Raw genomic sequence first — 21,861 nt, 5'->3', positions numbered from 1 at the left:
GCCCCCCGGGCTACGCCGCCGCCGATATCTCCGCCACCACGCAGGCCACGTTGTCCGGCGCGCCCGCCTCGTGGGTCAGCCGGATGAGGTCGCGTGCGGCCTGGTCGGGGGTGTCGGCGGTGGTGAGCGCGGCCTGGATCGTGTCCGGGGAAAGGACATTGGTCAGGCCGTCGGTGCACAGCAGATAGCGCTCCCCGGGGTGCGCTTCGAGCAGTTGCACATCGGGGGTGAACTCGGTGTCCGCGTCGAGTGCGCGCAGCAGCAGGCCGTGCTGCGGGTGGGACGGTGCCTCCTCGGGGGTGAGCCGGCCCTCGTCGATCAGCGACTGGACCGGGCTGTGGTCGTGGGTGATGCGGAACAGGCCGGAGTCGCGCAGGACATAGGCCCGCGAGTCGCCGATGTGCAGCAGCGCCAGCCGGCTGCCGGAGCGGAGCAGCGCGGTGAGGGTGCTGCCGGTCGCCTCGTCGGCAGAGGGGGCGGCGCGGTGGGCGCGGCGGGCGGCCTCCTCCAGGGCGCCGGCGAGGTCCGCCGAGGCCAGGTCCTGGTGTTCCAGGGCCTTGAGGGCGTCGATGGCGGCGGTGGCGGCCGGGCCGCCGCGCGGGCCGTAGCCGTCGGCCACGGCCAGCAGCCGGGGGCTCGCGTAGGCCGCGTCCTGCTGGACGGGGCGTACCAGGCCCCGGTCGGTCAGTGCGGCGCAGCGCATCGTCAGGGGCGTACGGGACGGAGTCATTCCGGTGTCCTTCCGCTTCAGCTGGTCGACGAGGAAGGCGGCCAGGTCCCGGCGGGCCGCGGTGTCGGCCTCGATCTGCGCCCAGTAGGCGGCGACGGCGCCGGCCGCGGCGGCCGGGGCCATGTCGCCCACCTCGCGGATGCGGGCCAGCGGCATCCCGAGCCGGCGCAGCCAGGCCACCAGCCGCGCTTGCTCCAGCTGGGCCGGGGCGTAGTGGCGGTAGCCGCTGTGCGGATCGACGCGGGCCGGGGTCAGCAGGCCGAGTTCGTCGTAGAGGCGCAGTGCCTTGGGCGAGAGCCGGCAGGCCCGTGCGAACGCCCCGATGGTCAGCAGCTGACCGTCCTCATACGGCGTCATGCCCGTGCCTCCGTCCACCTGTCCGTCTTCCTCGTGCCGGGCACCTCGCCCGGCACCGCCGATGCTGGGGCCTGCCCCAAGGACAAGGTCAAACGCCGGGCGCCGCCCCACCGACGCCGGGCACCGCCCCGCTCCGGGCGGCCTGCCCGGCCGGCTCGCCCCCGGTGTCCGCCGCGGGTGGCGCCAGCTGGTCGAGCGCCGCGGCGGTCAGCGCCTCCACGCCCATGGTGAGGGTCGGTCGGACGACCGGGACGAAGTGCGGCGAGTGGTTGGAGGGGATGTCCTGCGCCAGCCGTCCGGCGGCCAGCGCCGCATGGAACTCTTCGGGGTCCCAGCCGCCCAGCCACCAGTAGTAGAGCGGCGCCCCGGCGGCGGTCGCCAGCAGTCCGGCGTCCTCGCTGCCGGTGGCCGGCTCGTAGGCGAACACCCGCTGCTCGCCGAAGAGTGCGGTGAACGCCTCGTTGACCTGCCGCAGGGGCGTGGCGTCGTTGACGGTGACCGGGAAGGTGTCCAGGACCTCGGTCTCGGGGGCGCGCTCGGCGCCGGAGGCGGCGGCCTCGGCCCGCGCGATGCGGTCGACGGCGGCCAGCACGGAGCTGCGCACCGCCTCGTCGAAGGTGCGGATGCTGAGCCGTACGACGGCCCGGTCGGGGATGACGTTGGCGGAGTCCCCGGCCTGGAAGGAGCCGACGGTGACCACCGCCCGGTCCTTCGGCGCGACCTCGCGGGCCACCACGGACTGCACCCGCTGCACGAAGGACGCGGCCATCAGGATCGGGTCGACGGTGGTCTCGGGCCGTGAGCCGTGGCCGCCGGAGCCGTGGAAGGTGATCTCCAGGCTGTCGGCGGCGGCCATGCAGGGGCCGGGGCAGTAGGCGATCAGCCCGGCGGCGAGCGGGGCGACATGCTGGGCCAGCACCACGTCGGGGGTGGGGACCAGGCCCTTGGAGTAGAGGCCGGCGTCGATCATGGCGCGGGCGCCGCCGCCGACCTCCTCGGCCGGCTGGAAGAGCGCGATCAGCGTGCCGGACCAGTGGCCGCGGCCGGCGGCGAGCAGATCGGCGGCGCCCAGCAGGCACGTCACATGGACGTCGTGCCCGCAGGCGTGCATCCGGCCGGGGATCGTGGAGGCGTAATCCAGGCCGGAGTTCTCGGTGACGGGCAGGGCGTCCATGTCGGCGCGCAGCAGGACCACGGGGCCGGGTCCGTTGCGCAGCACGCCGACGACGCCGGTCCCCGCGATGCCGGTGGTGACGTCATAGCCGGCCGCGGTCAGCCGGCGGGCGGCCTCGGCGGCCGTACGGGTCTCCTCGAAGCCCAGCTCGGGATGCCGGTGCAGGTCCTCGTAGAGGGCCACCAGGTCCGGTAGGCGGTCGTCGAGGGGGGCCAGCACGGCGGCCGGGGCGGGGTCCTTGCGGTGCTCGGCGTCATCGGTCGGGCTGGTCGTGCCTGTCGTGTCGCGGTCGCTCATACGCGCATTCGACCATGGACGGCCGCCCCGCATCGAGAGACCGCCCCCGACATCCCCCGGAGGCGCCCCCTAGGGCCGGTGCCCGGCCGCCGGCGTCGATCCCCGAGCTCCATCTCGCCCTCCCCTGGCCGGACTTCGCGGTTGACCCGGAGGCCGCCCGTGACACCGGACCGCTCGGCTGCAACCGTGGATCATCCCGGCGACCGGGACCAGCAAGCCCAAGACGCTGACTGGAGGCTGACGTTGGCCACTTCCCCCGACCGCTCGACCGGCGAGCCCCGCGACCTCACGGCCCACCTGATGGACCAGGCCATGGGCCATCTCTTCTCCGCCGCGCTGCGCACCGCGGCGACGCACCGCATCGCCGACCACCTCGCCGAGGGCCCGCGCACCGCCGAGCAGCTGGCCGCCGCCACCGGCACCCACGCCCCGCACCTGCGCCGCGTGCTGCGCTACCTCGCCACCCGCGGCATCTTCCGGGAGGACACCGCCGGGGCCTTCCGGCTGACGCCGGCCGCCGCCCCGCTGCGCACCGGCGTCCCCGACTCGCTGCACGACGCGGTCATGATGATGACCGACGACCTCTTCCGGCAGGTCTCGGCCGACCTGCCGGAGTCGGTGCGCGAGGGCGGCACCTCCTTCGAGCGGCTCCACGGGGCACCCCTCTTCACCCATCTGCAGTCGGATCCGGACACCCGGCGGCTCTTCGACGACGGGATGTCGTCGCTGTCCGCACCGGTCGACGAGGCGGTGGCGGCGATCTACCCGTTCCCGGCGACCGGCGGCACGGTCGTGGACGTCGGCGGCGGCCGCGGCGGGCTGCTGCGCGCCGTGCTGCGCCGCCATCCGCAGCTGACCGGGGTGCTCTTCGACCAGGCGCCGCCGCTGGCCCACCACCTCCTGGAGGGCGACGAGTTGAAGGGCCGCTGGCAGACCCGGGAGGGTGACTTCTTCGCGTCCGTACCGGAGGGCGGGGATGTCTACGTCCTCAAGCAGGTGCTGCACGACTGGCCGGACGAGGCCTGCCGGCGGATCCTGCGCAGCTGCCGCGCGGCGATGGCGCCCGGCGGCCGGCTGCTGGTCATCGACTCCGTGCTGCCGCCGGGCAACGCCCCGCACTTCGGCAAGACCCTGGACGTGGCGATGCTGGCAGTGGTGGACGGGCGGGAGCGCACCGCGGAGGAGTTCGCGACGCTGCTGTCCGCCGAGGGCTTCCGGCTGACCCGGGTGCTGCCGACCTCGGCCTTCCCCTCGATCGTGGAGGCGGTCGCCGAGTAGCCGCCGGGCCCGCACGACACGCCGCCCCCGCTCCCCTCGTCGTCGGCGGTGGCCGCCCGCGCTGTACTGAGGGCGGCCCCCGCGGCCGACGAGAGGAGCCGATGTGCCGGTCCGCATGCGGGCGCGCCGACGCGACGAGGAGCACCGCACCGCGACCCCGCTGGAGCTGTTCTTCGACCTGTGCTTCGTCGTAGCGATCGCCCAGGCGGGCCGGCAGCTGGCGCACGCGCTGGCCGAGGGGGATCCGGGCCACGGCCTCTTCGGCTATCTGATGCTGTTCTTCGCCATCTGGTGGGCGTGGATGAACTTCAGCTGGTTCGCCTCGGCCTACGACACCGACGACCCGCTGTACCGCGTGGTGACGCTGGTCCAGATGGCGGGGGTGCTGATCCTGGCGGCCGGTGTGCCGCGGGCCTTCACCGGGAGCGACTTCACCCTGGTGTGGTTCGGGTTCCTGGTGATGCGGCTGGCGATGGTCGCCCAGTGGCTCCGGGCCGCGCACGCCAGCCGGGGCGCCGAGCGGCGCACCGCGCTGTCCTACGCCCTGGGGGTGACGGTGTGCCAGGTCGGCTGGCTGGGGCTGCTGCTCCTGCCGCAGGGGGACGTGCCCTGGGTGTTCCTGTGCGTGGGCGCGCTGGAGCTGGCCGTCCCCGGGCTGGCCGAGCGGGCCTGGCGGACCAGCTGGCATGCCCATCACATCGCCGAGCGCTACGGCCTGTTCACCCTCATCGTGCTGGGCGAGACGATCGCGGCGGCCACCCTCGCCGCGCAGTCGGCGCTGGACGAGCACGACGAGCCGAGCAGTCTGCTGCCGCTCGCGGGCGGCGGGCTGCTGCTGGTGTTCGCCGCGTACTGGATCTACTTCGCCGTGCCCGTCCACCGCCACCTGCGCTCGAACCGTCAGGCGTTCCTGTGGGGCTACGGCCACTACCTGGTCTTCGGCTCGGCGGCGGCGGTGGGCGCGGGCATCGAGGTCGTGGTGGAGGAGTCGTCCGGCCGGGCGCGGCTGTCGGCGTTCGGGGCGGCCGCGTGCGTCACGGTGCCCTACGCGGTCTTCCTGTGCACGGTGTGGCTGATCCACTCCCGGCACCACAAGCGCGGCGCGGCGCAGCAGCTGGTGCTGCCGGTGTCGGCGCTGCTGGTCCTGGCGTGCACCCTCGCCGGGCGCGCGGCGGTGCCCGCGGCGGGCCTGGTGGCGGCCGCGGCCGTCGCGGCCGGCGTCCACCTCACGTCCCGTCAGGGCGCGGCGCCGGTGGAGTAGCCGGCACCCCGCGCCGTCACCCGTCTCGGGGAGCGGACCGGCACCGATCTCGGGAGCGGCCGGGACACGCCCCGGCGGCCGCCCTCCCCCGGGCGCGTCGCGCCGCTGCGCCATAAGCGTGCCGAACGGCCGTACAGCCCCGCCCGCGCCCTGATTCTGCATCAGATCGAGCCATCTTCGTCCCCCGGCCGGGCGAGGGCCCGCCACCAGCGCGGCGGGACTGCCGGCCCCCGAGCACAACCCGCCCACAGGCCGTCAATTACCCACCAATGGACCCCACTTCTCCCCGCCGCACGCCGGTGTTCGCCGTGGGGTGCGGGGGCCAGCGGAGGCGCACCGACGCCGACGCGGTAGGGTGCAGATTGCCCTTTTTATGACAGGGAGTGGCCTGTGGGAGAACCACCGAAAGCCCCGGGCAGACCGCCGTCCGTACTGGAGGAGACGCCAGCCATGGCCCGCCATGCCCAGTCCCGCGCGCGGACGAGACTGTCCCGGCGCAGCAAGGCCGTGAGCGGTCTCGCCGTCTCCACCCTGGTCGGGACCGCCCTGTGGGCGTGGCCGGCCTCGGGGGACGACCACAACGGCGGGACCGACGCCAAGAGCACCACGTCCGCGACGGCTTCCGGCCCGGACACGCCACGTACTCCCGCGGCCGCGCCGAAAACCGCCCCGAACGCCGCACCGAACGGCCCCGCCGCCCGGCAGATCCCCGGCCTGAGCGACGCCGCCAGGAAGCGGATACCGGCCAACTCCCGACAGGTGCTGGTCGTCACCGGCAAGGGGATGGACTCCTTCCAGTCCCGGGTCGTCCTCTACACCCGCGCGGAGGGTTCCGAGGACTGGGTGCCGGGCCCCGTCTGGGGCGCGCACAACGCCGCCCACGGCTGGACCGACGACCACCGCTACGGCGACCTGCGCTCCCCCATCGGGGTCTTCGCGCTCACCGACGCCGGCGGCCGGCTGACCGCCCCCGAGGGCACCCGGCTGCCCTACGACCGCAACAACAGCTTCGTCGCCGACGGCACCGGGGTGGACGGCGAGCCGCTGGCCGGCGCCTTCGACTACGTCATCGCCATCAACTACAACCGGGAGGCCGGCACCTCCCCCCTGGACAAGCAGCGTCCCTGGGGCGACGCCAAGGGCGGCGGGGTGTGGCTGCACGTCGACCACGACGGCCCCACCCAGGGCTGTGTGAGCCTCAAGCCCAAGGTGATGAAGGAACTGCTGCGCGACCTCGACCCGAGCCTGCACCCGGTCATCGTGATGGGACCGGCCGATTACTGAGCAGCCACCGGGCGCGCCGCACCCCGCGGGACCGCAGGACGCCCTGACCGACGTCCTCGGCCTGCGGGTCGGCCACGCGCAGCGGACCGGCGACGGGCACCTGAGCGGCACCACCGTGGTGCTGGCCCCCGACGGCGGCGCCGTCGCGGCCGTGGAGGTGCGCGGCGGCGGGCCCGGCACCCGGGAGACCGACGCGCTGGACCCGCGCAACCTCGTCCAGCGCATCGAGGCGGTCGTCCTGACCGGCGGCAGCGCCTTCGGTCTTGACGCCGCGTCCGGTGTCGTCGCCTGGCTGGAGGAGCAGGGCCGCGGCTTCCGGGTGGGGCCCGACCCCGCCCAGGTCGTCCCGGTGGTGCCGGCCGCGGCGCTGTTCGACCTCGGGCGCGGCGGCGACTGGCGGGCCCGGCCGGACGCCGCGCTGGGCCGGGCGGCGGTCACGGCCGCGGCGGTCACCGCGCCGGGTGGCCCGGTCGGCGAGGGCAACACGGGTGCCGGCACGGGCGCGGTGGCCGGCGGCCTCAAGGGCGGCATCGGCACCGCGAGCGCGGTCCTGCCGTCGGGCACCACCGTCGCCGCGCTGGCCGCCGTCAACGCCGTGGGCTCCGTCGCCGACCCCCGCACCGGCGCGCTCTACGGGCGGCTGTACGAGGGCGGCACCGACCTGCCCGACCCCGGGGTGCACGCGGCCGCGCTGCGCCGGCTGGCCGAGGCCGCGGAGCTGTCCCTGGCCCGCTCGGCCGCGTCCGTGCGTCCGCCGCTCAACACCACCCTGGCGGTGGTCGCCACCGACGCGGCCCTCACCCGCGCCCAGGCCCACAAGCTCGCCGGCACCGCCCACGACGGGCTGGCCCGCGCCATCCGCCCCGTCCACCTGCTGAACGACGGCGACACGGTCTTCGCGCTGTCCACCGCCGCCCGCCCGCTGGTGCCCGAAGAGGCCCGCACCGACGCCGCCTTCGGCCTCCACGCGGAGGTCGGGGCGCTGAACGAGATCCTGGCCGCCGGCGCGGACGTGGTGGCCCGGGCCGTGGTCCGCGGCGCCCTGGCGGCGGAGACGGTGGACGGCCCCGGCGGACTCTTCCCGTCGTACCGCGACCTCTACGGGGCGGGCCGGGCCTGATCCGCGCGAGGGGCGTCGAGCCGCCCTCGGCCGCTCACTCGTACCGGTGACGCGGACCGCCCCCGGGACCGTCCCCCGCCGAGCGCGCCACCACGGCGCACGCGTCCGGTCACACCCCGACGGCCCCCAGCACCGACCCCGCCGCATACGTCACGCCCATCGCCAGCGCCCCGCCCGCGACATTGCGCAGGATCGCGCGGCGCACCGGTGCGGCGCCCAGCCGGGCGCTGCTCCAACCGCACAGCGCCAGCGCCACCAGCACCGCCAGCACCGTGATCCACAGCCGCTGCCCGGCAGGCGGCAGCACGATGGCCAGCAGCGGCAGCAGCGCGCCCACCGTGAACGCGAGGAAGCTCGCCCCCGCCGCGTGCCAGGGGTTGGTCAGCTCGTCGGGGTCGATGCCCAGCTCCACCTCGGCGTGGGCGCGCAGCGCGTCGTGCTCGGTGAGCTGCTCGGCGACCTCCCGGGCCAGCCGGCCGTCCAGCCCCTTGCCCTCCAACAGCTCGGTCAGCTCGCTGAGTTCCGCCTGCGGCTCGGTCGCCAGCTCCCGCTTCTCCGTCGCCAGCGCGGCCTTCTCGGAGTCCCGCTGGGTGGATACCGAGACGTACTCGCCGGCCGCCATCGACATGGACCCGGCCAGCAGCCCCGCCAGCCCCGCCGTCAGCAGCGCGGCCCGCTCGTCGGTGGCGCCGGCGACGCCGACGACCAGTCCGGCGGTGGACACGATGCCGTCGTTGGCACCGAGGACCGCGGCCCGCAGCCAGTTGAGCCGGCTGCCGAGTCCGCCGCCGTGCGCCTCGTCGTGCTCCGGTGTCTGCGCAGTCATCGGCCGAGCCTCTCATCCGTACCGGCCGTGGTCGCGCCCGACGCCCCCGCACCGCGGCGAATTGGCCGGTGGTAGAAACGGCTCTATGCCCGCACCACCCCCCTCCCCCGCTCACCGGCACCCGCCGCCCACGCTCCTCCAGCCAGCTCCGCGCGCCCCCGCACCACGCCGCCGACTGTGGTGGCACCGGCTGATATTCGGGCTGTGGTACCGGCCGGTGGAGGTGCTGGACGAGGCGCGGGACCGCAGCGCCTGGAGCGCCGCGGTGCTGCTGTCGCTGATCAGCGGCGGCATCGGGGTGGTGTCGATGGACGCCTTCCACACCCAGTGGGCCGCCGACCCGAACGCGGCGCTGCAACTCGTCGGGCTGGCCGAGGCGGGGGTGCTCACCGCCAGCCTGGTGCTGGGCGCGGTCGCCCATGCCATCGCCCGCACGCTCGGCGGCATAGGCCGGTTCGCGCCGACCGCCAGCCTGTTCATCGTGCTGTTCTGGGTGACGGATCTGCCGCGGCTGGCGATCGCCGCCTGGCTGCCGACCGACGCCACCTTCGTGCAGGCCGCGACCTGGACGACCTGGGGCTTCGGCTACCTCCTGGCGGTGCTGCTCATACGGGGCCAGCACCACCTGCCGACGTGGAAGTCGGCGGCCGCCGTGTCCGTGCAGATGCTGACCGCGCTGGCCCTGCTGCGGCTGAGCCCGGGCAGCTGAGGCCGCCCGGACATCCCTAGGGGCCGGTCAACCGCCGGACGAGCCCCTCGAACGCGGTGCGCTCGGCCTCGCTCAGCTCCACGCACTCCGCGGGCGGACCGGCCGGACCGGTCTGCCGCGGCACCGAACCGAGCAGCTCCGGGCGGCCGGGCAGGGCGTCCGGCCCCGGCCACGCGGACCGCCCCCGCGGCGCGTACCGGGCCCGCATCTCCTGCCGGTCGCGCCACATGGCCGCCTCGTACCGGCCCCGGCGCAGCATTCTGATCAGCCCGGCGGTCCAGACGACGGCCAGCGCGAACACCACGCCGAGGGCGATCTGCTGCACAATCGAGGCGGGGAGCATGCGGTCCTCCCGGACGGATGAGGCGCTGGGCTGACGCCAGTAGACACCACGCCCCGGGACGTTCGACAGGGGCTCTTGGGACTTAAGTCCCGAAGTGACGCATCTCCTATGGCATTTCGCTACATTTCCGGCTCGACACCTTCCTGCGGCGGCCCGGGTCGCCACCCTGGCAGGGACCGCCCCACCCCGTTGGACACGCCGGCGCCTTCCCCCGGCGAAGATCGTCCCGGACGATGGCGGCACCCCGTCCGCGACGTGAGGAGAACGCCCCGTGCCGCAGCCGCCCCGGCCGCCCGCCGACGCCACCTCGCCGCCTCCTGCCGCCGGTTCGCCCGGCGCGCCGCCCGCGCGCGCCCTGGACGGCATCCTCGTCGCGGACTTCAGCCGGGTGCTGGCCGGGCCGCTGGCCGCCGCGACGCTGGCCGACCTCGGCGCCGAGGTGATCAAGGTGGAGCGGCCGGGGACCGGCGACGACACCCGCGCCTGGGGCCCGCCATTCGCCCCCGAGGGCCCGGAGCCGGACGGCGGCGGCCCCGGGCAGCACCGCACCGCGGCGTATTTCGACGCCGCGAACCGCTCCAAGCGCGGCCTGGCCCTGGATCTGGGCGATCCGGACGACGCGGCCGCGGCCCGCGAGTTGGCCCGGCGGGCCGACGTCCTCATCGAGAACTTCCGCCCCGGCTCGCTCGCCCGCTACGGCCTGGACCACACCGCCACCCGGGCCGCCAACCCCGGCCTGGTGCACTGCACCATCACCGGTTTCGGCGCCGGCCCGGGCGCCCGGCTGCCCGGCTACGACTTCGTCGTGCAGGCCGTCGGCGGGCTGATGAGCCTGACCGGCGAGCCCGACGGGCCACCCCTGAAGACCGGCGTCGCGCTGGTGGACGTGCTGACCGCGAAGGACGCCGCCACCGGCATCCTCGCCGCGCTGCGGCACCGCGACCGCACCGGGGAGGGCCAGCTGCTGGAGGTGAACCTGCTCTCCTCGCTGCTGGGTTCGCTGGTCAACCAGGCGTCCGGCCATCTGGCCACCGGCCTCGATCCGGCCCCCATGGGCAACCGCCATCCGAGCATCGCCCCGTACGAGACGCTGACCTGCCGGGACGGGGAGCCGCTCGCGGTGGCGGCGGGCAACGACCGGCAGTTCCGGGCGCTGGTACGGACCATGGGCGCACCGGAACTGGCCGATGACCCCCGCTTCGCCCGCAACCACGATCGCGTACAAAACCGTACAGACCTCATCAAAGCACTCGAAAACCTACTGGCCGCCGACACGCCGGAGGCCTGGTCCGAGCGGCTGACCGCGGCCTCGGTCCCCTGCGGCCCCGTCAACACCCTCTCCCAGGCCCTGTCGTTGGCGGCGCGGCTCGGACTCGATCCGGTGACCCCGGTCGGCGAGGGCCGGATCCCCCAAGTCACCAGCCCTCTCCGCCTCTCGGGCACCCCGGTGGCCCAACCCTTCGCGCCACCCCGCCTGGACGAACACGGCCCCGCGCTGCGAACCTGGCTGTCAGGGTCGGCCGACCACCCCCTACCGCCACGCACGTGACCTTCCTCACAAGCAGGCCGCACCCGCAACCAAATCCGCCCGCTCGTGCTGTTTACCAGCACGGAACCACAACCCCCCTGTATGGAGCAGCTCGTGACAACGCCGGACAACCCCGCGCCCGCTCGGTCCCGCACCCCGCACCAGCTGCTCCTGTCGGACGAGCAGCCGGCGCCCGGTACGCCGCGCCGGCACCGCCGGATGCGCCGCACGCTCGCCGTGACGGCCCTGTTCGCGGCGGGTGCGCTGTCCCTGTCCGCCTGTGGTGGGGACGCCTCGGCCGGGGGCAATGACGACGGCAAGAACGGCCAGGCCGCCGCCGACGCCGCGGCCGCCAAGAACGCCTCCGACGCCAAGATCAAGGTCTCGTCGGACGACGGCGCCACCAACGCCAGCATCAACGAGACCGGGGTGAAGGTCACCGGCGGCAAGTTGACCGAGGTGAAGCTCACCGACGCGAACGGCAAGGACGTCGCCGGTGCCATATCGCCCGACGGCTCCTCCTGGAAGCCGGGCGTGCAGCTGGAGCGCGGCACCAAGTACCGGATCGTGGCGAAGGCCAAGGACTCCAAGGGCCGCACGGCCACCGAGAACTCCGCCTTCACGACGGTCTCCAACGCGCAGAGCTTCATCGGCTCCTACACGCCCGACGACGGCAAGACCGTCGGCGTCGGCATGCCGGTGTCGTTCAACTTCGACAAGGCGATCACCAACAAGAAGGACGTCCAGTCCCACATCACGGTGACCTCCAGCAGCGGCCAGAAGGTCGTCGGCCACTGGTTCGGCGCCCAGCGCCTGGACTTCCGGCCCGAGGACTACTGGAAGGCCGGCTCCAAGGTCACCATGAAGATCGACCTGGACGGGGTCAAGGGCGGCCAGGGCATCTCCGGCGTCCAGTCCAAGACGGTGTCGTTCACCATCGGCCGCTCGCAGGTCTCCACGGTCGACATGAACACCCAGCAGATGACGGTCAAGCGCGACGGCAAGACCTACAAGACCATCCCGATCTCCGGCGGCAGCCCCGAGCACCCGACCTACAACGGCCAGATGGTGATCTCGGAGAAGTTCGAGCAGACCCGGATGGACGGCTCGACCGTCGGCTTCAAGAACTCCGACGGCAAGGGCGAGTACGACATCAAGGACGTCCCGCACGCCATGCGGCTGTCGGCCTCCGGCACCTTCATCCACGGCAACTACTGGGGCTCGCCGTCGGTGTTCGGCGCCTCCGGCACCAGCCACGGCTGCGTCGGTCTGCGCGACCAGAAGGGCGGCGGCGGTGACACCCCCGGCAAGTGGTTCTTCAACCAGTCGCTGATCGGCGACGTCGTCATCGTGAAGAACTCGAAGGACGAGACCGTCAAGCCGGACAACGGCCTCAACGGCTGGAACATGTCGTGGTCCCAGTGGCAGGCGGGCAGCGCGGTCTGACACGGGCGCCCACGGCGCACAGGTGAAGGCGGTGGCCGGCTCCCCCTGGGGGGCCGGCCACCGCCTTTCGTCGTGGTGGGCTACGCCGCCGCGTCGAATCCGGTGTCGCGCGCCATCCGCTTCAGCTCCAGCAGCGCGTGCTTCTCTATCTGGCGGATCCGCTCACGGGTCAGGCCGTGCTGCTTGCCGACCTCGGTCAGGGTGCGCTCACGGCCGTCCTCGATGCCGTAGCGGGCCTTGATGATCGAGGCGGTGCGGTGGTCGAGCCGGTCTATCAGGTCCTCCAGCTCCTCACTGCGCAGCAGCGTCAGGACGGACTGCTCGGGCGAGGCCGCTGAGGTGTCCTCCAGCAGATCGCCGAACTGGGTGTCGCCGTCGTCGTCCACCGACATGTTGAGGCTGACCGGGTCGCGCGCCCAGTCGAGGACATCGGTGACGCGGGCGGGCGTGGAGCCCAGCTCGCCGGCGACCTCCGCCGGCTCCGGGTCACGGCCGTTCTCACGGTTGAACTCGCGCTGCACCCGGCGTATCCGGCCCAGCTCCTCCACGAGGTGCACGGGCAGCCGGATCGTGCGCGACTGGTCGGCGATGGAACGGGTGATGGCCTGGCGGATCCACCACGTCGCATACGTCGAGAACTTGAAGCCCTTGGCGTAGTCGAACTTCTCCACGGCACGCACCAGACCGGCGTTGCCCTCCTGGATCAGATCGAGCAGGGGCAGGCCCGCGCGCGGGTAGCGGCGGGCCACCGCGACCACCAGCCGGAGGTTGGAGCGGATGAAGACATCCTTGGCCTTGGCACTCTCCCCGGCGAGCGCCTCCAGCTCCTCGGGGCTGGCACCCGCGGCATTGCCGTCGGTGACCTCCCCGTCCAGGATCTGCTGGGCGTAGACGCCCGCCTCGATGGTCTGGGACAGCTCGACCTCCTTGGCGGCGTCGAGCAGTGGCGTACGCGCGATCTCGTCGAGGTACATGCCGACCAGGTCGCGGTCGGCGATCTCCCCGCCTATTGCGCGAACACTGCGGGCCCCGTCAGACGCGCTGCTGCTGTCCTGACGCCGGGCGACGGCACGGGTTGCCATGCGTGTGCTCCCTTTGCGATGAGTCGGTCGCGGGACGGTGGGGCGGGCCGGATCGTCCATCGGAGACCGATGCTTGTCGAGCTGCCCGTCCGAAGGAAACAACGGCTGGAATCCGGACAGAATTCCCACGGAGCCCCGCTATTTTTCTGATCATGCAGTACCCTGCGGCACCGTTCAGGGGGGTCGCATGCTGCGGGGACACGGGGAAGTGCAGGTCAGAGCGGGCACCGAGGCGGACCTGCCGGCCCTTACCGATCTCTACAATCACTACATTCGCGAGACCTGCATCACGTTCGACACGGAACCCTTCACCCCCGAACAGCGCCGCCCGTGGTTGCTCTCCCACCCCCAAGACGGCCCGCACCGGCTTCTGGTTGCCCAGGAGGCGACAGAACGGACGAAAAACCCGCACAACGGGCCGGTGAGCGGCTCCCCCGGGGCCCCCGCAGCCGCCGGCGACGGCCTCCCGGGCAGCGGCCTCCCGGGCGGCGCCCTGCTCGGTTACGCGACCAGCAGCCCGCTCCGCCCGAAGGCCGCCTACGCCACCTCCGTCGAGGTCACCGTCTACTGCGCATCGCACGCATCCGGCCGGGGCGTCGGCACGCTGCTGTACGAGGCCCTGTTCGAGGCGCTGTCCCACGAGGACGTGCACCGCGCGTACGCCGGGATCACCCAGGGGAACCCACCGAACACGGCCTCCACCCGGCTCCACACCCGATTCGGCTTCCGGCACCTCGGCACGTACACGGAGGTGGGCCGAAAATTCGGCCGCTACTGGGACGTGGCCTGGTACCAGAAGGACCTGGACTGAACCGGCCCGCACGAACGGCCCGGGCCCTCGGTCACAGGCGGACGGGACCGGGCCGGGGCCGCAGCCGCCGCCCGCCGCTCCGGTTGACGGGGACGCCCCCCGGGTGTCGCCTGGATGGGAAGGCAGCGGGGCAACCGAGAGGAGCCCGTCATGGACCGGATCGCTCGGCGGCACGGCGCACGGGCCGCCCGCTCGCACGGCACCGTGGAGACCGAACACGGCGCGACGACCCAGGCCACCGACCGGGCCGGCTCCCCGCGGCGGACCGGCTCCCCGCGGCGGACCACGGGGCGGGCGGGGATGGCGGGAATGGCCGGGCGGGTCCCGGCGAAGGTGGCGCTGCCGATCATCACGGCGCTCGCCTTCGGCCTCTTCACGATCTTTCGCACGCACACCGACGGCACCAAGGGCGGCCCGGCCATGCTGTACGGGCTGGCCGCGTTCGTGGTCTCCGGGGCGCTCGGGCTGATCGTGGCCCACTTCCAGTCGTCCATGCTGACCGAGACCCGGGCGATCGCCTACGGCGTGGTCTTCGGCGGCTCGCTGGGCTGGTGCTACAGCCTCGGCGGGGAAGCCATCCTCAAGTCGTGCGCCTTCGGCTTCACCATGGGCGCCGTGATGTTCGTCGTCGCGCTCTACGTCTTCCGCACCCACCGCGTCCGCGAGCCGCACGGCGAACACCGCCCCCACAAGGCCCGCCGGTCCCACAGCCTTCCGGTCGCCACGCACTGAGCCACCGAGCCACTGAGCCGCCGAGGGCGGGGCACGGGCCCCGCCCTCTTTCTGCCTGCCGACCGCGCGGCTCAACTACCAGCCCTGAGCGGTCAGTTGAGTCATCGCTGAACTCCCGCCGAACTCCCCTACGTCGATGCCGAGTTCAGCCGCACCGCCCGTCGACCGACGCGCAACTGTCACACCGCACCCGCACCACACCCCCGGACTACCGCATCACGGCACCGAGCCGCCGCGCCGTCGCACCACGACCCCAACTAGACACGCTGAGTATCCGAATGAACGCACACGGTCCCCGAGATGGCGAAGTTAAGACGCCGGGCCGAGACGGCGAAGTCGGCGCTACACCCCTCACCACCTCATGGCGTCACACTGGGCAGTAGGCGAGAACGTGAACATTCAGACATCGGCGATCGGTCGCCGCCGAAAGTCCACATACGGCGTTGTTAAAACTTAAAGAGCTCTCCGAGTGGTGAGAGAGTGGATGCTATGAGCAGCGAAGCCGCAGCCGAGCCGCACTGGCTCAGTGACGAGGAGCAATACGCCTGGCAGTGCTACCTCCACGCCACCATGCTCCTGGAGGATCACCTCGACCGTCAGCTGCAGCGCGACGCCGGAATGCCGCACGTCTATTACGGCCTGCTCGTCCAGCTCTCCCGCTCCCCCCGCCGCCGGATGCGGATGACCGAGCTGGCCCAGAACGCCAAGATCACCCGCTCCCGCCTCTCCCACGCGATCGCCCGCCTGGAACGCAACGGCTGGGTGCAGCGGGAGAACTGCTCGTCCGACAAGCGGGGCCAGAACGCCCACCTCACGGACGAGGGGATGCGGGTCCTGGAGAAGGCCGCCCCCGGCCATGTCGCGGCCGTACGCGCCGCGATCTTCGACCGGCTCTCCCCGGAGCAGGTCGGGCAACTGGCCGAGATCTGCCAGGTCATGACCGAGGGGCTGCAACCGAAAGGTGCCGACCTCCCCTGGCTCCGCTGACGATTCGGCGAAGCCGGAAGAAGCCGGCACCTACGGGACGCACCCCCGGCACACGTAGGAGCAAGGTAGGAATGCGGTAAGAGTGCACGGCCGGGGGGCATCGACGCTCCGAGCGCCCCCGACCCCGCACCCCACCCCTACGGGGCCAGCCCCTACGGGATCACCCCCGACGGGGCCGGCCCGATGGGCTCAGTGCGCCATCACCGGCACCGGCACCTCGTCCTCGCCCAGCGCCGCGCCCTCGCCGTCCTGCGACGAGGCCACCGGCGAACCGCCACCGGGACGCCCGGTGTTGATGAGGGTGAAGGCGATCACGCCCGCCAGGGCCAGGATGCCGACCGCCCACCAGATGGCGGTGGTGTAGCCGTGCACCATCGCCTGGAGCTTGAGCAGGTCGAGCGAGCGGGCACCGGCCGCGTGCGAGGTGGCGTACGCGGTGGTGGCGCTGGCCGCGATGGTGTTCAGCAGGGCCGTACCGATCGCGCCGCCCACCTGCTGCGAGGTGTTGACCATCGCGGAGGCGACACCGGCGTCGCGCGGCTGGACACCGTGCGTGGCCAGCGACATGGCCGGCATGAACGCCGTACCCATACCGAGGCCCATCAGCAGGAAGCCGGGCAGGATCAGCGCGGGGTAGGACGTGTCCAGGTCGATCTGGGTCAGCACCAGCATGCCGAGCGCGGCGACCGTGAAACCGGGCGCCATCAGCAGCCGCGGCCGGACCCGGGTCATCAGCCGGGCACCGATCTGCGTCGAGCCGGTGATCATGCCGACGATCATCGGAAGGAAGGCCAGACCGGTCGTCACCGGGGTGTACCCCTTCACGATCTGGAGGTAGTAGGTCAGGAAGAGGAACAGGCCGAACATGCCGATCACGGCCAGGCCCAGCGAGGCATAGATGCCGGCGCGGTTGCGGTCCGCGACCACCCGCAGCGGCAGCAGCGGCGCCTTCACCTTGGACTCGACCAGCACGAACGTCAGCAGCAGCACGACGGCCGCGGCGAACAGGCCGAGCGTCGGAGCGGCCAGCCAGCCGTCGGACTCGGCGCGGGTGAAGCCGTAGACCAGCGAGACCAGGCCGAGGGTGGCCAGGATGACGCCGGGCACGTCCAGCCGGGAGGTGTTGCGGCTCTCCGCGGGCTCGCGGATGACCAGCAGGGCACCGGTCGCGGCGATCACCGCGAACGGGATGTTCACGAAGAACGTCCAGCGCCAGTTCAGGTACTCGGTCAGCACCCCGCCCAGGATCAGGCCCACGGCGCCGCCGCCGCCCGCGATCGCACCGAAGATGCCGAACGCCTTGGCGCGCTCCTTGGCCTCGGTGAACGTCACGGCCAGCAGGGACAGCGCGGCCGGTGCCAGCAGCGCGCCGAAGACGCCCTGAAGCGCCCGCGCGCCCATCAGCATGGCCTGGTCGGCGGCGGCCCCGCCGAGCGCGGAGGCGACCGCGAAGCCGATGAGTCCGGTGACGAAGGTCCGCTTGCGTCCCCACAGGTCGGCGATGCGCCCGCCGAAGAGCAGCAGCCCGCCAAAGGCCAGCGCGTAGGCGGTGATCACCCACTGCCGGTTGGCGTCGGTGATGCCGAGGTCCTGCTGGGCGGAGGGCAGCGCGATGTTCACGATGGTCGCGTCGAGCACGACCATCAGCTGGGCCAGCGCGATGAATATCAGCGCTTTCCAGCGCCGCGGGTCGACGTATGTGGGCGTTTCAGGCATGACGGGATCCACCTAGTGGTGCGGTGAGCGAACAAGAGCAGGAGCGGGACCGGCGCACCGGGCGGCCGTCAGGACGCGGGGACGCAGGGACGCACGGAAGCGGGACGGGACGGGACGGAGGAGCGGACGGACGAGCTTGACGGTGGGGCGGGGTGGGGCGGTGGGACGGGCGGGACGTGGGAGGTGTGACGGCGCGGTGCCGGGCTACGAGCGGCGCCGGAGGTCTTCCAGGGTCGCCGCGGACCCGGGAAGTTCGGAACGGGCGGGCGCCTGCAGACCGTCCAGGAACAGCTGCAGATGCCGGTGCACGAACTTGTCGAAGTCCATGCAGCCGCTGCTCGGCAACGGCCTGGTCAGCTGGGTCAGCGCGACCATCAGATCGCCGACGGCGATGTCCGTGCGCAGCTGACCGCTGTCGCGTGCGGCGCCCATGACGGCCTCGATGGCCGCCTCCAGACGATCACCCGCGGCGAGCAGGTCGGGGTGGTCGCGGTCGACGCCGTCGGAGAGCAGGGGGCACAGCGCCCCGATCCGCTCCTCCACTGCGGCGTGCACGAAGCGCCTCAGCGCTTGGAAAGCATCGGACTCCTCGGCAAGGGCGCTCTCCGCTCGGTCCGCGGTGCGGGACATGACGGACAGCGTGACGTGGTGGATCAACTCCAGGCGATCCGCGAAGTGACGATAGAGCGTCGCATTACCGACACCCGCGCGTCGAGCGATTTCATCGAGCGGGACCTCGGCCCCGAACTCGACCATCGTCTCGCGGGCGGCCGCGATGATCCGCTCCCGGTTGCGCAGGGCATCGGCCCGCAGGCGGGGCTGCTGCCCCTCCGTCCCGGACTTCGCCCCTGCGGTGGTGGCGGCCACGGCGGCTCACTCCTCTCATCTCTCAGCACTTCTCGGACCACGCGGGTCTCCGGACGGCGGTCTGCCGAACCGGGGAATCGCCCCCCGTTTCATCCGGACGTCTGGTCAAACGGGGATCGCCTCCCCGGATATTTCACGCCCTGACGTGACCTGAACCACACCCCCACCGACGCCCCGCCTCAGCCCCCGGTCACGGGCACCCGGCCACCCGGCCCCCGGAAGAGGCCGCCCCCTCCGGACCGACCCTCCGGACCGACCCACCGGGCCCTTCCGGCCCACCCGCCGGGGCCCCCTCCGGCCCGACCCACCGGGCTCCTCCGGACCGCCCTGCCCAGGCCCGACCCGTCCGGCCCCGCCATGACTCCGGTTGACGTAATCCCGCGCGCGAGCGATCACCCGGCGACACAAGGTGATCGGTATGAAGCACAAGGTTTCCGCGGTGCTGGCCGCAGGAGCGGCCACCGCTGCCGCGGCGATAGCCCTGGGCTCTCCGCCCAGCGCCGTGGCCATACCCACCGGGCCCGGCGCCTCGCCGAGTGGCCCGTGTGCCCTGCGCGGCATCAGCGACGACGTCGCCGAGTCCGCGGAGACCCCTAGGGGTTTCGCCCGATCGTCCGGTCCCGTACGGGCGCTCACCCTCTTCATCGACTTCCCGGACGCGCACGCGACCCTCTCCCCCCGGGCCCGCTTCGCCGAGTTCTTCCCGGCCGCGACGGAGTATTTCCGCATCAGCTCCTACGGCAGGCTGACCTACCGCCCCATGCCGATATACCGGTGGATCCGGATGTCACGGCCGCTCGCGGCGTACGGCATCGGGCGGGGCGCCAGCTTCGACCCGGCCTCGGACGGCGGCTACCACGCCCTGTCCCGGGAGCTGGTCCGCGCCGTCGACCCGCTCGTGGACTTCCGCGACTACGACGTCATCAACGTCATCGCCACCCCCAATGCGGGCCCGCCCGCGACCCGCACGGTCCTGTCGGTCACCTTCAGTGGTGGCGACATGGGGCTGCACACCTCAGACGGGGTGCCGTTCCGGAACGCGTCCTTCATCTGGAGCCGGCAGACCGGGGCCAGCGCCTTCCGCGTCCTCAACCACGAGAACGCCCACAGCTTCGGCCTGCCCGACCTCTACTACACCGACGACCGCGACGACTCGCCCCCCGCGGGCCACTGGGACCCGATGGACGAGGACTGGGGGCCGAGCAACGACTTCGTCGGCTGGCACAAGTGGAAGCTCGGCTGGCTCTCCGCCGAGCAGGTGCACTGCGCGCCACGCCACGGGACGCCCGGCGAGCACACCCTCACGCCCCTCTCCACCCCCGGCGGCACCAAGATCGTCGTCATCCCGACCTCCCACCGCACCGCCCTGGTCGTCGAGGCCCGCATCCGCGGCCTGCTCGACCCGGCCGTCTGCCGGCCCGGCGTCCTCATCTACCGCGTCGCCACCCACGTCCCCTCGGGCCGCGGGCCGCTCCGCATCGTGGACGCCACCCCGCACAGCGGCGGCTGCTACCGGGACAACAAATACGTCGATCCGGAACTGACCGACGCCACCTTCGGCCCCGGCGAGACCTTCACCGACCGCACCAGCGGCGCGGCCGTCACCGTCCTCACGGAGAACCCTGACGGGACCTACCGCGTACGGGTCACCCCGGCCCGCGACTGACGCCCCGGGCCCCCACGCGAAACCAAACCGACGAGCCCCCTCACTCCTCCCCCTCCCCCACCGGTCTGCCTACTTCTCCTCCCGCCAGTGCCGCCGGCCGATGCTGATCAGCCGCAGCTGCCGGCGCGCCACCCGCACCACCTGCCCGGCCGCGCCCTCCACACCGTCCGCCTCGGCATCGAGCAGCGCCGCGGCCGTCATCACCAGCCGGTCCACATACAGCTCCGCCAGCATCCGCACATCGTCATCGCACCAGCCCTCGGACACCGGCTGCGTCTTCAGCGCCGCCGCGACCTCCTCCGCGAACCGGTCCAGCTCCCCCGCGATGGCCTGCCGTACGGCCCGTACGCCACCGTGCCGCTCACGCGCCACGAACCGGATGTGCAGCGGATACCGGCGCACGTGCTGCTCCACGACCGCGACCGTCCGGTCGATCCGCTCCTCGGCCCCGTCCTGCTCGGCGAGGATCGCGCGCACCATCACATGCAGGCTCCCCAGCGCCTCCTCGACCAGCGCGACACCCAGCTCCCCCATGTCGCGAAAGTGCCGGTAGAACGCGGTCGGGGCGATCCCCACCACCCGCGTCACCTCGCGCAGTCCCAGGCTGCTCAGGCTCTGCTCCTCCAGCAGCCCGAGCGCCCCGTCGAGCAACGCCTGACGGGTCTTCTGTTTCTGGGCCTGCCGCACTCCAAGACTGTGACTCATGTCATCCAGTAAACAACCGTTCTCCGAACTACTCCACTCCTGGACGGTCGTAGACTGAGGGAACTGAGTGAACAACTGTCCTCTGGAACCGGAAAGGAAGATCATGCTCTTCCTCGTCGCAGCCCTCCTCCTGATGGGGATCCTGCTGGGCACCGCGGCACACCTCCCCCTCCCCGTCACCCTCGTCGCGGCCGCCGTCATCGCCGGCTGGCTGCTCGTCTTCTTCCTCCGCGAACGCCGCCACCAGCACGAGGTGACCTCCCGATGACCACGCTCAGCGAAGCCGCCCGGACACTCCCGCCCACCCCGGCCCCCGAGCCCCGGACCCCCCACCGGCCCGCCTCCCGCCTCCGCTCCCACGCGGACGGCATGGCCGTGGCCTCCTTCATCCTCGGCCTGCTCGGCACCCTGGTCCTCAACCTCCTCCTCGGCCCCTGCGCCCTGGTCCTCGGCACCCTGGCCCTGGCCCGCGGCACCACCCGCCGCGGCCGCGCCCTCCTGGGCCTCACCCTCGGCGCCGCCGACCTCCTCCTCCTGGCCCTCCTCACCACCACGGACGGCACGGTCAGCTGGCACATCGGCGGCTGACCGGGACACCCGACTGCGCTATCGACAGGCGCACACCCCCCTGGCGGTGGCCGACGACTCGGCCACCGCCAGCAGCACACCGGGACCCCAACCACCCCTCCCCAACGGCACTTCCCCCAGAAATGCCCCCGCGTCCACACAAACGCCCAACCCCACCACCCCAAGCCCCAGCCCCCACCCCGGACCACACCCCCAACACAAGCAACCTCCAGCGCCCCCATCAGCTACCCTGTCAGGGGTCCAAGCCCATGCTCCGTGGGGCTTGACGGAAACCCTAGAAGCCCAGGTCAGAGGCTTACCGCGGAAGCTGCCGAAAACGCTCCGCTCCCGTTCCCGGAACACTCTGCCCATCGC

21 protein-coding genes are annotated in these 21,861 nt (G+C 72.8%); 13 read left to right on the top strand and 8 right to left on the bottom strand.

Going from position 1 to position 21,861, the window contains the following annotated elements:
• Positions 1 to 10 precede the first annotated feature (10 nt).
• Positions 11 to 1,087, bottom strand: a complete 1,077-nt coding sequence (locus IEY78_RS24540; protein WP_189101696.1) for a MerR family transcriptional regulator — start codon at positions 1,085 to 1,087, stop codon at positions 11 to 13.
• A gap of 88 nt (positions 1,088 to 1,175) precedes the next feature.
• Positions 1,176 to 2,558, bottom strand: a complete 1,383-nt coding sequence (locus tag IEY78_RS24535) for an amidohydrolase (RefSeq protein ID WP_229700149.1) — start codon at positions 2,556 to 2,558, stop codon at positions 1,176 to 1,178.
• A gap of 243 nt (positions 2,559 to 2,801) precedes the next feature.
• Here IEY78_RS24535 and IEY78_RS24530 point away from each other — a divergent pair, with 243 nt between their 5' ends.
• The 4 genes from IEY78_RS24530 (at position 2,802) to IEY78_RS24515 (ending at position 7,501) form a co-directional block, all read left to right on the top strand.
• Positions 2,802 to 3,836: a methyltransferase gene (locus IEY78_RS24530; RefSeq protein WP_189101694.1), complete on the top strand. Its 1,035-nt coding sequence runs from the start codon at positions 2,802 to 2,804 to the stop codon at positions 3,834 to 3,836.
• 103 nt (positions 3,837 to 3,939) lie between these two features.
• Positions 3,940 to 5,097, top strand: coding sequence for a low temperature requirement protein A (locus IEY78_RS24525; RefSeq protein WP_189101692.1), 1,158 nt, complete (start codon positions 3,940 to 3,942; stop codon positions 5,095 to 5,097).
• Between the two features lie 450 nt (positions 5,098 to 5,547).
• On the top strand, positions 5,548 to 6,381 hold the full coding sequence (locus IEY78_RS24520; RefSeq protein ID WP_189101690.1) for a L,D-transpeptidase family protein: 834 nt from the start codon (positions 5,548 to 5,550) through the stop codon (positions 6,379 to 6,381).
• Positions 6,374 to 7,501 (top strand): P1 family peptidase, encoded by a 1,128-nt coding sequence (locus IEY78_RS24515; protein ID WP_189101855.1) that lies wholly within the window; start codon positions 6,374 to 6,376, stop codon positions 7,499 to 7,501. Before IEY78_RS24520 ends, IEY78_RS24515 begins: the two co-directional genes overlap by 8 nt.
• A 109-nt stretch (positions 7,502 to 7,610) precedes the next feature.
• Here IEY78_RS24515 and IEY78_RS24510 read toward each other — a convergent pair whose 3' ends face one another.
• Positions 7,611 to 8,327, bottom strand: a complete 717-nt coding sequence (locus IEY78_RS24510) for a VIT1/CCC1 transporter family protein (protein ID WP_189101688.1) — start codon at positions 8,325 to 8,327, stop codon at positions 7,611 to 7,613.
• Between the two features lie 85 nt (positions 8,328 to 8,412).
• Here IEY78_RS24510 and IEY78_RS24505 point away from each other — a divergent pair, with 85 nt between their 5' ends.
• Positions 8,413 to 9,036, top strand: a complete 624-nt coding sequence (locus IEY78_RS24505) for a Yip1 family protein (protein ID WP_229700148.1) — start codon at positions 8,413 to 8,415, stop codon at positions 9,034 to 9,036.
• Positions 9,037 to 9,052: 16 nt separating this feature from the next.
• Here the strand turns inward: IEY78_RS24505 and IEY78_RS24500 are convergent, their stop codons facing one another.
• Positions 9,053 to 9,379, bottom strand: a complete 327-nt coding sequence (locus IEY78_RS24500; RefSeq protein ID WP_189101686.1) for a hypothetical protein — start codon at positions 9,377 to 9,379, stop codon at positions 9,053 to 9,055.
• Positions 9,380 to 9,650: 271 nt separating this feature from the next.
• On the opposite strand from IEY78_RS24500, the gene IEY78_RS24495 reads away from it, so the two are divergent.
• Entirely contained in the window at positions 9,651 to 10,928 is a 1,278-nt protein-coding gene (locus IEY78_RS24495) for a CaiB/BaiF CoA transferase family protein (RefSeq protein WP_189101684.1), read from the top strand.
• A gap of 81 nt (positions 10,929 to 11,009) precedes the next feature.
• On the top strand, positions 11,010 to 12,353 hold the full coding sequence (locus IEY78_RS24490) for a L,D-transpeptidase (RefSeq protein ID WP_189101682.1): 1,344 nt from the start codon (positions 11,010 to 11,012) through the stop codon (positions 12,351 to 12,353).
• An 80-nt stretch (positions 12,354 to 12,433) separates the two neighbouring features.
• Here IEY78_RS24490 and IEY78_RS24485 read toward each other — a convergent pair whose 3' ends face one another.
• Positions 12,434 to 13,435: a sigma-70 family RNA polymerase sigma factor gene (locus IEY78_RS24485; RefSeq protein WP_189101680.1), complete on the bottom strand. Its 1,002-nt coding sequence runs from the start codon at positions 13,433 to 13,435 to the stop codon at positions 12,434 to 12,436.
• A gap of 187 nt (positions 13,436 to 13,622) precedes the next feature.
• On the opposite strand from IEY78_RS24485, the gene IEY78_RS24480 reads away from it, so the two are divergent.
• The 3 genes from IEY78_RS24480 (at position 13,623) to IEY78_RS24470 (ending at position 15,965) form a co-directional block, all read left to right on the top strand.
• Complete coding sequence (locus IEY78_RS24480; RefSeq protein WP_189101678.1) at positions 13,623 to 14,246, top strand: GNAT family N-acetyltransferase; 624 nt, start codon at positions 13,623 to 13,625, stop codon at positions 14,244 to 14,246.
• A 150-nt stretch (positions 14,247 to 14,396) separates the two neighbouring features.
• Positions 14,397 to 14,978, top strand: a complete 582-nt coding sequence (locus tag IEY78_RS24475) for a hypothetical protein (RefSeq protein WP_189101676.1) — start codon at positions 14,397 to 14,399, stop codon at positions 14,976 to 14,978.
• Between the two features lie 489 nt (positions 14,979 to 15,467).
• Positions 15,468 to 15,965, top strand: coding sequence for a MarR family winged helix-turn-helix transcriptional regulator (locus IEY78_RS24470; RefSeq protein ID WP_189101675.1), 498 nt, complete (start codon positions 15,468 to 15,470; stop codon positions 15,963 to 15,965).
• A gap of 189 nt (positions 15,966 to 16,154) precedes the next feature.
• On the opposite strand, the gene IEY78_RS24465 is transcribed toward IEY78_RS24470, so the two are convergent.
• A complete protein-coding gene (locus tag IEY78_RS24465; RefSeq protein ID WP_189101673.1) occupies positions 16,155 to 17,681 on the bottom strand; it encodes an MFS transporter in 1,527 nt (508 codons plus the stop codon).
• Positions 17,682 to 17,885: 204 nt separating this feature from the next.
• Positions 17,886 to 18,548 carry a TetR/AcrR family transcriptional regulator gene (locus tag IEY78_RS24460; protein ID WP_189101671.1) on the bottom strand — a complete coding sequence of 221 codons (663 nt, stop codon included), beginning with the start codon at positions 18,546 to 18,548 and terminating at the stop codon, positions 17,886 to 17,888.
• A gap of 418 nt (positions 18,549 to 18,966) precedes the next feature.
• On the opposite strand from IEY78_RS24460, the gene IEY78_RS24455 reads away from it, so the two are divergent.
• Complete coding sequence (locus tag IEY78_RS24455; RefSeq protein WP_189101669.1) at positions 18,967 to 20,214, top strand: M6 family metalloprotease domain-containing protein; 1,248 nt, start codon at positions 18,967 to 18,969, stop codon at positions 20,212 to 20,214.
• Positions 20,215 to 20,283: 69 nt separating this feature from the next.
• Here the strand turns inward: IEY78_RS24455 and IEY78_RS24450 are convergent, their stop codons facing one another.
• Positions 20,284 to 20,919, bottom strand: coding sequence for a TetR family transcriptional regulator (locus IEY78_RS24450; RefSeq protein ID WP_189101667.1), 636 nt, complete (start codon positions 20,917 to 20,919; stop codon positions 20,284 to 20,286).
• Between the two features lie 103 nt (positions 20,920 to 21,022).
• Here IEY78_RS24450 and IEY78_RS24445 point away from each other — a divergent pair, with 103 nt between their 5' ends.
• Positions 21,023 to 21,187, top strand: coding sequence for a hypothetical protein (locus IEY78_RS24445; protein WP_189101665.1), 165 nt, complete (start codon positions 21,023 to 21,025; stop codon positions 21,185 to 21,187).
• Positions 21,184 to 21,507, top strand: a complete 324-nt coding sequence (locus IEY78_RS24440; protein WP_189101866.1) for a hypothetical protein — start codon at positions 21,184 to 21,186, stop codon at positions 21,505 to 21,507. Before IEY78_RS24445 ends, IEY78_RS24440 begins: the two co-directional genes overlap by 4 nt.
• Positions 21,508 to 21,861: the final 354 nt, after the last annotated feature.

Source organism: Streptomyces kronopolitis, from assembly GCF_014646275.1.
GTDB classification, from domain to species: Bacteria; Actinomycetota; Actinomycetes; order Streptomycetales; family Streptomycetaceae; genus Streptomyces; species Streptomyces kronopolitis.
Note: the sequence above shows the minus strand (reverse complement) of the source record. Positions and strands in the feature narration are given on the sequence as shown.